Below are 12,516 nucleotides of genomic sequence, written 5' to 3'. Positions count from 1 at the left end.
ACGTGTTTTTGTATTTGCGATCAACTGTTCTGGGTTTCTTATGATTTCACATGCTTTTCTTGTCTTATGAATGAAATAACTGTAGGATATTAAGTATATGGAATAAATATTCACTCAAGGGGGAACACCATGAACAAGGGACAGCGCCACATTAAAATACGCGACCTCATTTCAAATCGTGAAATTGAAACGCAGGATGAGCTGGTGGATTTATTGAAGTCAGCCGGATACGAAGTTACACAAGCCACTGTATCTCGTGATATAAAAGAATTGCATTTGGTCAAAGTCCCACTTCAGGACGGGCGTTATAAGTACAGTTTGCCGGCAGACCAGCGCTTTAATCCAATGCAGAAATTGCACCGCGCATTGACGGATGCTTTTGTCAGCATTGATGGGGCCAGCCACTTTTTGGTCATGAAAACATTGCCAGGGAATGCCCATGCAATTGGGTCATTGATTGACCATTTGGACTGGGAAGAAATTTTGGGAACTATTTGCGGAGATGACACATGCTTAATTATTTGCAGAGACACCGAACATCGTGAAATTCTAAAACAGCGTTTAATCGAAATGCTTTAAGAAGAGGTGAACGGAAATGCTTCGGGAATTAGACATACGCAATTTTGCTATAATCGATGCTTTGACTGTCAGTTTCTCGGAAGGGCTGACAGTATTAACGGGGGAAACCGGAGCTGGGAAATCTATCATTATCGATGCAGTACATCTTTTGGCTGGCGGACGCGGCAGCCAGGAGTTTATTCGTCACGGTGCTAAAAAAGCGGAAATTGAAGGACTATTTTCGTTGGAAGATGAACAGCATCCGGTATTCCGTAAATTAGAAGAGTTCGGCATCATCTGGAGTGATGGCGACATTTTGTTGCGCCGTGAATTGAATGACAAAGGGAAAAATGTATGCCGCATCAACGGGAAATTGGTAACCATCTCTATTTTGCGGGAAGTTGGTGCAGCGCTGATTGATATTCATGGCCAACATGAAACACAGGAACTGATGGACGAAAAACAACATCTCTATTTGCTGGATCAGTTTGCAGGAAAAAGCCTGGCCAAGTCAAAAGAAAGCTACAGCCACACTTTCGATAAATACACAAAATTAAAACGTGAGTTTTCTTCCTATACTGAAAATGAACAGCAAATTGCACAACGCATCGATTTGTTGACCTTCCAGCTGCAAGAAATTGAAGCAGCGGAACTGGTTCTCGGCGAAGAAGAAGAAATGGTTTTGGAACGAAAAAAACTGCAAAATTTCAACAAAATCTATGAATCCATTTCAGCAGCCCATGAAGCGATACAAGGCGAAAGCAAAGGTCTGGATTGGATTGGTTCGGCAATGTCTGAACTGGAGCATGCTGCAGCTGTAGATGATACCTTTACAGGATCATCGGAAACTCTCTCTGGTGCTTTTTATTTGATTCAAGACACCGGAACGGAAATCAAGCGAATTTTGGATGACATGGAGTTCGATCCCGCTCGTTTAAATGACATCGAGCAGCGTTTGGCTGTTATTCAATCCTTAAAAAGAAAATATGGTGCTTCCGTTGAAGATATTTTGCTGTATCATGAGAAGCAGACAGATGAATTGGATAAATTGATTAATCGTGATCAACGCTATCAACTGGATCAGGAAAAGTTAAAGGAATTGACCGAGGATTTGCGTGTGGAAGCAGAAGAGTTAACGATTCTCCGCCGAAAAGCTGCAAAAAGCTTGGGCAAGGCAATTATGGAGCAATTAAAGGAATTACATATGGCAAAAGCCTCGTTTGAGGTGAATTTTTCGGTATTGCCAAATGGCCGATTTGACCGTAATGGCCACGATTCAATTTCCTTCTATATTTCCACAAATCTTGGTGAACCGTTAAAACCATTAACCAAGGTGGCATCTGGCGGCGAGTTGTCCCGAATGATGCTTGCGTTGAAAACCATTTTTTCCAAGCACCAAGGCATTACTTCCATCATTTTCGATGAAGTGGATACTGGCGTCAGTGGACGCGTGGCACAAGCAATTGCGGAAAAGATCGCAGCCATATCGGTCCATTCGCAAGTGTTGTGCATCTCGCATTTGCCGCAGGTCGCGGCTATGGCAGACCAGCATCTATTCATTGAAAAGAAAGTTGATAAGCAGCGGACCACCACTGCTGTTACTGAACTGGATGGACGTGAACGAACTGAAGAAATGAGTCGAATGTTATCAGGCGCTGAGATCACGGATCTCACCCTTCAGCATGCGGAAGAATTGCTGTCGCTCGCAGCGGACCGGAAGCTACTGATGAAATAAGTTGAGCGCAGTTTGGTAAGGTCGATCTGCTGGCTGTATCGGTATCTACTAGAGTCAGTCACCAAGGAGAGAGTCGAATGGACAAAATAAAGATCGCAATTGCAGATGATAATCGCGAATTGGTCGGACTGATGAGAGATTATTTAAATGCACAACCAAATATGGAAGTGGTGGACGTTGCCTATAATGGCAAGACCTGCATCGAAATGCTGAATAACTTGTCTGTTGATATTTTGTTGTTGGATATCATCATGCCCTATCTAGACGGTATTGCTGTGCTCGATGCCATTAAGGAAAATGGTGACTTGCAGGGAATTGATGTTATTATGCTATCTGCATTTGGGCAGGAATCAATTATGAGCCAGGCTGCTGAATACGGAGCTTCTTATTTTATTATGAAGCCTTTTGAAGCGGATCGATTGGCCGTGCAGATTAATCACATCATGAATACTCGTACCGGCATGTCTGGACAGTCGAGCAATCGGCCAACCAAAGAGGATCGAATCACCAATATGGTGAAAGATATTGGAATTCCTCCACATTTGAAAGGCTATAATTATTTAAAAGAAGCTGTCTCACTCGTACTTGAGGAACCAGAAATTTTGAATAAGGTTACCAAAGTACTATATCCTGGTATTGCGGCTAAGTTTGATACAACCTCGACTCGGGTCGAAAGATCGATTCGTCATGCGATTGAACAAGTCTGGAATCGCCATGAAACCGTTGACCACATCTCTGAAATCTTTGGATACAGTGTAGCCCATCTTGAATCAAAACCGACCAATTCCGAGTTTATTGCAATGGTTGCAGATAGCCTGCGACTGGAAATGCGAAATGAAACTCACCAATAAATTTGCTAAAACTTTCTTTTCGCTAAAATCGCGAAAAGAAAGTTTTTTTGTATGCCTTAAAAGCTACAATCTCAAAAACCTTATGTCACAAGCTTTTCAACGCATTATATAAAAAACAGCTACACAGAAGACAAAAACTTTCATTTTTATAATAAAGGAATCGGGTTTAAGAGTAGCGAATTAAAGGAAAAGGTTCAAGACGCCGTTTTTTGATGGGTAATAAATAGAGAGTGATAGTGATGCAAAACGGCCAATTCAGCAGAGTGAAAAGAGGCGAACGCAAATGCAATTGATCAGGCAAATTGATGATTATTTTCTAGGGAGTGGTGAAGGGACTGTCGTCGATCGGCTGTATTTTTACGGTGTGTATTGCGTTGCTATTCTGATTGCGTTTTTTACTATGCTGTCTTTGTAGTGAAATAAAGATGTATCTATAGATGATTGGAACCAATGAGGCAATTGCTCATTGGTTTTTTAGTTGATAAAACTTAGCTCTCAAAACAAAATTTGGAAGCTTGGCAGCCACACTGTTTTTTGTTATAGCAATACTTAATGCCTAATTAAATTAAACGGAAATGAGAACATAAAACTGAAGGAGTATGAACTATGTACAAAAAAATACTTACGTGGCAACTGCATGTATGGCGTTAGCCCTCCTCGGAATCGCATCTCTCCAAGTGTTAGAAAATCTGGAGAACGGAGCAGAAAAAGAGTCAGCGCAAACTCCAAATAAACAAGAAATTTCAGAAAATACAGAGAAAATGGGAGGGTTGGAATTTGCCCAGACAGTACCAGACGATGCAACAGAACAAGCTTTATTGGCCATGATGCACAAGATGACGCATCAAAAGTGATAGCATCTGAAAAATGGGGCTTAATACGAATGAATGATGCATCGATTGTTAAAGCAAATTTTACCGGACTCCAACGTTGATTCCAAAGAAGGGTTGTTGGAGATTGTCACAAAGTGGGAAAATGGGCAGTTCGACCAAGTAGAAGATGATCATAATTATATTTGGAATTGGCCAGGTGGCAGCATTGGACGTACGACAGGAGTTTTAAGCGAACAGCAGGAACAAGAATTTATCCGCAACAACTTCTCCGAGTAGATCCAGAATCCGGCTGTTGCCGGATTAGCACGTTATAAGTAATAAATGTAGTTTTTTACATAAGGATATTTCAGGAAAATCAAAACCAGTAACAAACAAAGTGGGCTGAACGGCAATCCTTTAACTTAAAAGCTCAAAATGTTAAAATGAAGCACACGTGAAAATCCAATGGGCAAGAAAAGTAGTGAAAAATAGCATTGTCCAATTGGTGTATTTCAGAAACGGAAGAGGATGATTTTATTGTCTGAAGTCAAAGTGTATGCACACCGAGGCGCTTCAGGATATGCATTGGAGAATACATGGAATGCATTTTTCAAGGCGTGCGAATTGGGTGTTGGCATCGAGCTCGACGTACAGATTACAAAAGACGGAGTTGTCGTCGTTTATCATGACGATAATCTGCGGCGTTTGACTGGCGTGAATGCAGCTATCGAAACGCTCGCTTACGAAGAAATAAAAGATTTGCGCATCGGCAGAAAGTGGCTGCGCAATTTTCAGCGCCATCAAATGCCATTGGCTTACGAGGTATTTCAATGGGCAAAAAAAAAGAAAATTCCTTTGAATGTTGAATTAAAAGAATCGTTTGCAAAAAATTCAAAAGGACCTCAGATTCTTGCAGCGATGTTGGAAGGAATAGACGATATTCATTTGTCTTCTTTCAACCCACAGTTGCTGCACGAAATGAAAAAACTGATGCCGTCCACAGAGATGGCCTGGATCGTCAAAAAGAATGTGCAACTGTCAGCTATAAACGAAATGCATTGGATTGATAGCCTTCATCTGCACAAAAAGCTTCTGGCAAAGTCTTTTTTTTGGACAGATATACTGAAACTGGATAAAAAAGTTAGGCTTTACGGCGTTCTTGGTTCCGAATCCCTCATTGATCGACTTCATCCGATGACTGTTGGCATCATTACCAATTACCCGGATCGTGTCAAAAGAAAAATTGCGTCTACCTATACCGGGTAGACGCAATTTTTTACTTCTGGAATCTTTTCGAAACGTTTCCTTTTTTGCGGTCTCGGTTTAGCAGAAATCCTGCAAAAAAACCGATTCCTAGAACAACAAAAATGGTGCCGAGTGTAAATTGGAGCCAAAGAGCCGGATAAGGCTCAAGCAATTTATTGAACAAGGTATCACGCATTAGTTTAATGCCATACGCCGCCATGATTCCTGGAATCAGCAAAATGATAAACGCTACTAGACGACCCATAATTCCACATCCTTCACCTTCTATTGTTTCTAATTCCATTAAAGTTGTCAAGAAAACCTTCCTGATGTACGCTTAAAACATTCTTGCAATTATTTGCATAAATCTATGCGAAAGGGTGAATTTTTTTGCAGAACGTCTTGATTATCGGGGGCGGAGTCGGCGGCTCAGCCATTTTAAATCTGCTTTTGGAATCTGACTATTTGCATGTGTCGGGTGTAGTCGATTTAAACTCTGACGCCAAAGCAATAGCAGTTGCAAATTCACACGGTATCCCAGTTGGGAACGACTACCAGTCATTTAAACATACGGATATCGATATTGTCTTTAATGTCACAGGAAGCGATCTCCTGCATCAACAGCTGCAAGCGCATTTTTTGAAAAAAACAGTGATCATCCCAGGGAGCCTGGCAAATGTTTTTGTCCGTCTGCTACAGGAAAAAGAGCATTTCATCAATCAGCTCAGCAAAGAAAGCCACCGGGAAAAAATCATTTTTAATTCAATAGAAGAAGGCATGATTGGCATCGATAGGACTAGCCACATCACCTTTATGAACAAAAGTGCAGCGAGGATGCTGGAAGTGGCTGTGGAGCACACCATCGGCCGGCACATTCATGAATTTATTTCGTTGAGCGAGTTGCCGAGAATATATGAAACCGGACGTATTGAACTGAACAAGGAACTCGAACTGAAAAACGGTTCGAAAATTGTTACTTCCCGTTTTCCGATGATTGATGATAATGGCGAAACGATTGGTGCATTTGCGGTGTTCAAAGACATTACGGAAGTCGTGTCACTGGCTGAAGAAATCACCGACTTAAAAGAAATTCAGACCATGCTCGAAGCCATCATCCAATCGAGTGACGATGCGATTTCGGTGGTTGATGAAAAGGGCAATGGCCTGCTTGTAAACCCTGCCTACACGCGCATTACGGGATTACAGATGGAGGACGTTATCGGGCAGCCGGCGTCTGCAGATATTTCCGAAGGGGAAAGTATGCACTTGAAAGCGCTGCAGACGCGCAAGCCTGTGCGCGGTGTCAATTTGAAAGTGGGTCCATCCAACCGGGAAGTGATTGTCAACGTAGCGCCGATCATTGTTGACAACAAACTAAAGGGCAGTGTCGGGGTCATCCATGATACGACTGAAATTCGTACCTTAATGAAAGAACTCGACCGGGCCCGCAGCATCATCCGGACGCTCGAGTCTAAATACACTTTTGATGACATCATCGGTTTGTCATCTGAAATGCAATTGTCTCTCCAACAGGCTAAATTAGCCGCACAAACCTTGGTGACGGTGCTGTTGCGCGGTGAGTCCGGCACCGGCAAAGAACTTTTTGCCCACGCCATCCACAGTGCCAGTGAGCGGAAATACAACAAGTTTGTGCGTGTCAGCTGCGCGGCACTTTCAGAGGAACTGCTGGAAAATGAATTGTTTGGCTACGAGGAAGGGGCGATTCCAGGCATCAAAACTGGAGAAAAACGCGGTCTCTTCGAAGAAGCGAATAATGGCAGTATATTTTTGGATGAAATCGGTGAGTTGTCTTCTTCGCTGCAAAGTAAATTGCTGCGTGTGCTGCAAGAACATGAAACCTTGCGTATTGGGGGCAGTAAACCCATTCCTGTAAATGTACGGGTCATTGCTTCGACCAATACCAATATGGAAAAAGCCTTGCTGGACGGAACATTTCGCGAGGATTTGTATTACCGTTTAAACCGCATGCCAATCCTCATACCGCCGTTGCGCAACCGTAAGCAGGACATACCGCGGATTGCTGAGCGGCTGCTGATAAAACTTAACCAGGAATATGGACGGAGCGTCGAATCCATCTCTGACAAAGCACTGCAATATTTGCGTGTCTACGATTGGCCTGGCAATGTCCGTGAACTTGAGAACGTTTTGAGCCGTTCCATGATTTTTATGCAGATGAACGACCGGACTTTAACAGAAGAGCATATTCCACTCAATATGCTGCGCGTTGCCGAAACGAAAAATGAAGTGTTGATTCCTTCTTCCGGTTCATTGCAAGAACAACTGGATACAGTTGAACGCGGCATTTTACATCATGCTTTAAAGCAATCAAATGGCAATAAGTCTAAAACAGCCAAACAGTTGGAAATCTCATTGCGCACCCTTTATTATAAATTAGAAAAATATGGGCTGATGTAGTCGTTGTGCAAATAATTGCAGGGTTTTGCAACTATTTGCAAAGTATTGGAGGGTTAATTGAAAATAAAACGCTTTCATCTCTTATATCTGGCCATCTGTTCTGCTTTAATTAAGAAGAATGAGGTGAGCAGTTATGGCCACATTAAACCATTTAATCGAAAATGTACCAACTACTTCCGATCATACGGTAGCAGTAGTTGCTGCAGCTGATTTGGCTGTCCTGGAAGCTGTCAGCATGGCTGTCAGCCGTAAAATGGCCAGATTTCGCCTGTATGATGATCTATCGGCAACAACAGAAATGATAAGGGATTATTTCCCGCAGCTTCTGAACCATCGGGATGTTCAGCTTTATCACACCAGCAGTGTAGAAATGGCCGCAGAAAAAGCAGTAAAGTCTGTGTCTATGAAAGAGTCCGACATTCTAATGAAAGGCCAAATAGCGACGGCAGTGCTGCTGAAAGCAGTATTGAATCCCGAATACGGCTTAAGAGCTGGATCTGTCATGTCGCATATTGCTGCTTTTGAAGTCCCGGGCTTTGACAGGCTGATTTTTGTGACAGATGCGGGAATGAACATTCGACCGGATTTGCCTCAAAAAGTACAAATTATACAAAACGCTGTTCAAATTGCACGTTCGGTTGGTGTTGAACTGCCGATTGTTGCGCCTTTAGCGGGAGTAGAAGTTATTAATCCCAATATGCAAGCAACTCTTGACGCTGCGGCGTTGACGGCAATGAACCAGCGCGGCCAAATCAAAGATTGCATTGTGGATGGGCCCTATGCTCTCGATAATGCCATATCTGTCGATGCGGCTAAACATAAACGGATAGCGGGCGACAATGCCGGCAAAGCCGATATCCTGCTCGTTCCAACTATTGAATCCGGCAATATCCTGTATAAATCACTGGTCTTTTTTTCAAATGCAAAAGTCGGCAGCATCATCGCGGGTGCAAAGGCGCCTATTGTCTTATCATCACGTGCCGATAGCGCCGAAAGCAAGCTGTATTCATTGGCTTTGGCGATTTGCTCATCGTAACGTTAGGAACATATATTAGGGGGAATTGACAATGGAAATTTTCAAGAGAATGGAACAATACGATTACGAACAATTAATTTTTTGCCAAGATAAAAACTCAGGGCTAAAAGCCATTATTTGCATCCACGATACGACGCTTGGACCGGCACTTGGCGGCACGCGCATGTGGAATTATGCGACAGAAGAAGAAGCCATCGAAGACGCAATTCGCCTTGGCCGTGGTATGACTTATAAAAATGCGGCAGCTGGATTAAATCTTGGCGGCGGGAAAACCGTTATTATCGGTGACCCATTGAAAGACAAAAACGAAGAAATGTTCCGCGCGTTCGGACGTTTTATCCAAGGCTTGAACGGACGCTACATAACTGCTGAAGATGTTGGAACTACTGTGGCAGACATGGACATGATCCACGAAGAAACAGATTTCGTCACAGGCATTTCGCCAGCCTTCGGTTCTTCAGGCAATCCATCACCAGTGACTGCTTATGGTGCATACATCGGCATGAAAGCTGCTGCTATGGAAGCATTCGGTGACGACTCATTAGAAGGCAAGACAGTAGCTGTTCAAGGTGTCGGCAACGTGGCTTACCCGCTTTGCGAATATCTTCATAAAGAAGGTGCAAAACTCATTGTCACGGATATTAACGAGCAGGCTGTGCAGCGCGCTGTAGAAGCATTTGGCGCAACAGCAGTTGCACCGAATGACATCTATTCACAGGAAGCGGATATTTTTGCTCCATGTGCAATGGGCGCAATTATCAACGATGACACGATTCCACAATTAAAAGTGAAAGTGGTTGCGGGTTCTGCCAACAACCAGTTGAAAGAAGAACGCCACGGCGACGAGCTTGAAGCACGCGGCATTGTTTATGCACCGGATTTTGTTATTAATTCTGGCGGCGTGATTAACGTGGCAGACGAATTATACGGATACAACAACGAGCGTGCAATGAAGCGCGTTGAAACCATCTACGACAGCATCACAAAAATCTTTGAAATCTCAAAACGCGATAACGTACCAAGCTATATTGCAGCTGACCGCATGGCTGAAGAGCGCATCGAACGCGTACGCAAATCAAGATCTCAGTTTTTAAGAAACGAGCACAATATTTTAAGCAGAAGATAATACGATTCAGCAGGTGAGTCCTTCCTTTTCACCTGCTGTTTTTATCTGAAATCAGATGAGTATTTATCGTTTTCATAAACAAAACTTAACTTTTAACTGAAGAAACGGGGGATCGATGTGCAAAAACAGCCCAATCGCATTCTAGTCATTAACCCTGCTTCTGTATCGACTAAAATCGGCGTTTTTGACAACGATATCCTGATCATGGAAAAGACCATACATCATTCACCAGACGAGTTGAGCGTATTTCCTAGCATTGCTGATCAAAAGATTTTCAGAAGGAACAGCATTTTGGAAGCGTTGGACGAAGAAGGCATGAATGTTTCCAATCTGGCAGCGGTATGTGGCAGAGGCGGATTGCTTCGGCCCATTGAAGGTGGAACCTATACAGTCAACGACGACATGATAACAGACTTGCGACAAGGGTATTCAGGGCAGCATGCTTCTAATTTAGGCGGCATCATTGCTTTCGAGATTGCAGGTGGGTTGAACATCCCATCCTTTATAGTCGATCCGGTTGTTGTTGACGAAATGGAACCCATTGCCCGCATATCCGGCTGTTCTTTGATCGAACGAAAGTCGATCTTCCATGCGCTGAATCAAAAAGCAGTAGCGCGGCGATATGCCAGTAAAATTGGACGGGCTTATGAAGACGTCAGGCTGATCGTTGCACATATGGGCAGCGGCATCACTGTAGGCGTTCACCAGTCAGGCCGCGTGATTGATGTCAACAATGGCCTGCACGGCGACGGACCATTCAGTCCGGAACGTGCCGGAACTTTACCCGCCGGAGACTTGGTGGAATTATGCTTTTCCGGACGGTACAGCCGACATGATATGATGAAGAAGCTGGTTAGGCATGGCGGATTGATGGCTTATCTTGAAACCAATGATGTGGTAAAAGTGGAGCGGCGCATTTCAAAGGGCGATAAACGAGCAGAATTGATCTATCAGGCAATGGCTTATCAAGTTGCCCGCGAAATTGGTGCTGCCAGTGCTGTGCTGAAAGGACAGGTAGATGCCATCATCCTGACAGGTGGGCTTGCCCACGGCAAAGGATTTGTGGAAACGATTACCGAACGGGTCAGCTGGATTGCAGACGTTGAAATTCAACCAGGTGAAAATGAACTTCAGGCATTGGCTGAAGGAGCTGCACGGGTATTGAATGGAGACGAACTACCAAAAACGTATACCATTTAGTTTGCATAAAAACGCCTGCTGGCAGGGAATATTCTTTTCCCTCGAGGCGATTGAAACAGAATGAAGGAGGACAAATCCATGGCTCAAAATTATGATGTTGTCATTTTAGGCGGCGGAACAGGCGGATATGTAGCAGCCATCCGCTCTGCACAACTTGGCCTGAAAACTGCAATTGTGGAAAAAGGTGAACTTGGCGGCACATGCTTGCATAGAGGCTGTATTCCAAGCAAAGCATTGCTGCGCAGTGCAGAAGTCTTTGCGACGACTAAAAATCACGCCGCTGATTTTGGTGTGCAAACAGGTGAAGTTTCCCTCGATTTTGCACGTGTCCAACAACGCAAACAAGGAATCGTCGACCAATTGCACGCAGGTGTTCAAGGTTTGATGAAAAAAGGCAAAATCGATGTTTATGAAGGCATTGGCCGAATCCTTGGACCTTCGATATTCTCGCCAAACGCTGGAACCATTTCAGTGGAAATGAAAAACGGTGAAGAAAACGAAATGCTGATTCCAAACAATGTCATCATTGCTACTGGTTCGCGCCCGCGCACTTTGCCTGGCCTAGCCATTGATGGCGAATTTGTCATGAGTTCAGACGAGGCATTAAAAATGGAAAGCCTGCCAAAATCAATCTTGATCGTTGGCGGTGGTGTTATCGGAATCGAATGGGCATCCATGCTGAATGATTTCGGGGTCGAAGTGACCGTTATCGAATACGCAGACCGTATCATTCCAACTGAAGACAAAGAAATATCCAAAGAAATGTTAAAATTGATGAAGAAAAAAGGCATCACTTTTGCGACTAGCGCGAAGGTAATGGCAGATACGTTGGAAACGGGCGAGAACGGTGTCACAATCCAAGCGGAAATCAACGGCAAAAACGAAAGCTTTTCTGCTGAGAAAATGCTGGTTTCGGTCGGACGCCAAGCAAATGTCGAAAACATCGGCATCGAAAACACGGATATCATCGTTGAAAAAGGCTTTGTGCAAGTGAAAAAGACATTCCAAACAAAAGAGTCCCATATCTACGCAATTGGTGATGTGATTGGCGGAATGCAATTGGCGCATGTCGCTTCTCACGAAGGCATTACAGCCATCGAACACATTAAAGGCAACAACCCGCACGCCATCAACTATGATTTGGTATCGCGCTGCATTTATTCCAATCCGGAAGCGGCAAGTGTGGGCATTACAGAAGATCAGGCAAAAGAAAAAGGGCACGATGTCAAAGTTGGCAAGTTTTCCTTTAAAGCCATTGGCAAAGCGTTGGTCTACGGCGAATCTGATGGGTTTGTCAAAATTATTGCAGATAAAGAAACAAACGATATTCTCGGCGTCCATATGATTGGTCCGCATGTGACGGATATGATTTCTGAAGCAGGCTTGGCAATGGTATTGGATGCAACACCGTGGGAAATTGCCGAAACGATCCATCCGCACCCGACGCTTTCAGAGGTTATGGGCGAAGCGGCGTTAGCCGTTGACGGCAAAGCAATTCATAGCTAAGGGAGGAAACA

At 43.9% G+C, this 12,516-nt stretch carries 13 protein-coding genes; 12 read left to right on the top strand and 1 reads right to left on the bottom strand.

Annotated features, from left to right (window positions below; genetic code table 11):
* Positions 1–129 precede the first annotated feature (129 nt).
* From ahrC to AC4EHK_RS09705, 7 genes are all read left to right on the top strand, one after another.
* A complete protein-coding gene (ahrC, locus tag AC4EHK_RS09735) occupies positions 130–579 on the top strand; it encodes a transcriptional regulator AhrC/ArgR (protein WP_142827854.1) in 450 nt (149 codons plus the stop codon).
* A 16-nt stretch (positions 580–595) separates the two neighbouring features.
* Positions 596–2,293 carry a DNA repair protein RecN gene (gene recN / locus AC4EHK_RS09730; RefSeq protein WP_490978599.1) on the top strand — a complete coding sequence of 566 codons (1,698 nt, stop codon included), beginning with the start codon at positions 596–598 and terminating at the stop codon, positions 2,291–2,293.
* 77 nt (positions 2,294–2,370) lie between these two features.
* Entirely contained in the window at positions 2,371–3,144 is a 774-nt protein-coding gene (gene spo0A, locus AC4EHK_RS09725; protein ID WP_490978598.1) for a sporulation transcription factor Spo0A, read from the top strand.
* 283 nt (positions 3,145–3,427) lie between these two features.
* Positions 3,428–3,559 (top strand): hypothetical protein, encoded by a 132-nt coding sequence (locus tag AC4EHK_RS09720; RefSeq protein WP_490978597.1) that lies wholly within the window; start codon positions 3,428–3,430, stop codon positions 3,557–3,559.
* Positions 3,560–3,743: 184 nt separating this feature from the next.
* On the top strand, positions 3,744–3,998 hold the full coding sequence (locus AC4EHK_RS09715) for a hypothetical protein (RefSeq protein ID WP_490978596.1): 255 nt from the start codon (positions 3,744–3,746) through the stop codon (positions 3,996–3,998).
* Between the two features lie 33 nt (positions 3,999–4,031).
* The gene (locus AC4EHK_RS09710) at positions 4,032–4,253 is read left to right on the top strand and encodes a DUF6241 domain-containing protein (RefSeq protein ID WP_490978595.1); all 222 of its coding nucleotides are present in this window, start codon (positions 4,032–4,034) and stop codon (positions 4,251–4,253) included.
* A 240-nt stretch (positions 4,254–4,493) separates the two neighbouring features.
* The gene (locus tag AC4EHK_RS09705) at positions 4,494–5,222 is read left to right on the top strand and encodes a glycerophosphodiester phosphodiesterase (RefSeq protein WP_490978594.1); all 729 of its coding nucleotides are present in this window, start codon (positions 4,494–4,496) and stop codon (positions 5,220–5,222) included.
* 10 nt (positions 5,223–5,232) lie between these two features.
* Here AC4EHK_RS09705 and AC4EHK_RS09700 read toward each other — a convergent pair whose 3' ends face one another.
* Complete coding sequence (locus AC4EHK_RS09700; protein WP_008499061.1) at positions 5,233–5,466, bottom strand: DUF2627 domain-containing protein; 234 nt, start codon at positions 5,464–5,466, stop codon at positions 5,233–5,235.
* A 125-nt stretch (positions 5,467–5,591) separates the two neighbouring features.
* Here AC4EHK_RS09700 and AC4EHK_RS09695 point away from each other — a divergent pair, with 125 nt between their 5' ends.
* From AC4EHK_RS09695 to lpdA, 5 genes are all read left to right on the top strand, one after another.
* On the top strand, positions 5,592–7,637 hold the full coding sequence (locus tag AC4EHK_RS09695; RefSeq protein WP_490978593.1) for a sigma-54 interaction domain-containing protein: 2,046 nt from the start codon (positions 5,592–5,594) through the stop codon (positions 7,635–7,637).
* Between the two features lie 133 nt (positions 7,638–7,770).
* The gene (gene yqiS / locus AC4EHK_RS09690) at positions 7,771–8,673 is read left to right on the top strand and encodes a phosphate butyryltransferase (protein ID WP_490978592.1); all 903 of its coding nucleotides are present in this window, start codon (positions 7,771–7,773) and stop codon (positions 8,671–8,673) included.
* Between the two features lie 31 nt (positions 8,674–8,704).
* Positions 8,705–9,799: a Leu/Phe/Val dehydrogenase gene (locus AC4EHK_RS09685; RefSeq protein ID WP_490978591.1), complete on the top strand. Its 1,095-nt coding sequence runs from the start codon at positions 8,705–8,707 to the stop codon at positions 9,797–9,799.
* A 117-nt stretch (positions 9,800–9,916) separates the two neighbouring features.
* Positions 9,917–10,999: a butyrate kinase gene (gene buk, locus AC4EHK_RS09680; RefSeq protein ID WP_490978590.1), complete on the top strand. Its 1,083-nt coding sequence runs from the start codon at positions 9,917–9,919 to the stop codon at positions 10,997–10,999.
* A gap of 78 nt (positions 11,000–11,077) precedes the next feature.
* A complete protein-coding gene (lpdA, locus tag AC4EHK_RS09675) occupies positions 11,078–12,505 on the top strand; it encodes a dihydrolipoyl dehydrogenase (RefSeq protein ID WP_490978589.1) in 1,428 nt (475 codons plus the stop codon).
* Positions 12,506–12,516 lie beyond the last annotated feature (11 nt).

It is taken from the genome of Planococcus sp. TJ-307 (genome assembly GCF_058268435.1).
Note: the sequence above shows the minus strand (reverse complement) of the source record. Positions and strands in the feature narration are given on the sequence as shown.

Coding starts and splice junctions, on each gene's coding strand:
- ahrC (WP_142827854.1), top strand. CDS start 130: ATGAACAAGGGACAGCGCCACATTAAAATACGCGACCTCATTTCAAAT.
- recN (WP_490978599.1), top strand. CDS start 596: ATGCTTCGGGAATTAGACATACGCAATTTTGCTATAATCGATGCTTTG.
- spo0A (WP_490978598.1), top strand. CDS start 2,371: ATGGACAAAATAAAGATCGCAATTGCAGATGATAATCGCGAATTGGTC.
- AC4EHK_RS09720 (WP_490978597.1), top strand. CDS start 3,428: ATGCAATTGATCAGGCAAATTGATGATTATTTTCTAGGGAGTGGTGAA.
- AC4EHK_RS09715 (WP_490978596.1), top strand. CDS start 3,744: ATGAACTATGTACAAAAAAATACTTACGTGGCAACTGCATGTATGGCG.
- AC4EHK_RS09710 (WP_490978595.1), top strand. CDS start 4,032: ATGATGCATCGATTGTTAAAGCAAATTTTACCGGACTCCAACGTTGAT.
- AC4EHK_RS09700 (WP_008499061.1), bottom strand. CDS start 5,466: ATGGGTCGTCTAGTAGCGTTTATCATTTTGCTGATTCCAGGAATCATG.
- yqiS (WP_490978592.1), top strand. CDS start 7,771: ATGGCCACATTAAACCATTTAATCGAAAATGTACCAACTACTTCCGAT.
- AC4EHK_RS09685 (WP_490978591.1), top strand. CDS start 8,705: ATGGAAATTTTCAAGAGAATGGAACAATACGATTACGAACAATTAATT.
- lpdA (WP_490978589.1), top strand. CDS start 11,078: ATGGCTCAAAATTATGATGTTGTCATTTTAGGCGGCGGAACAGGCGGA.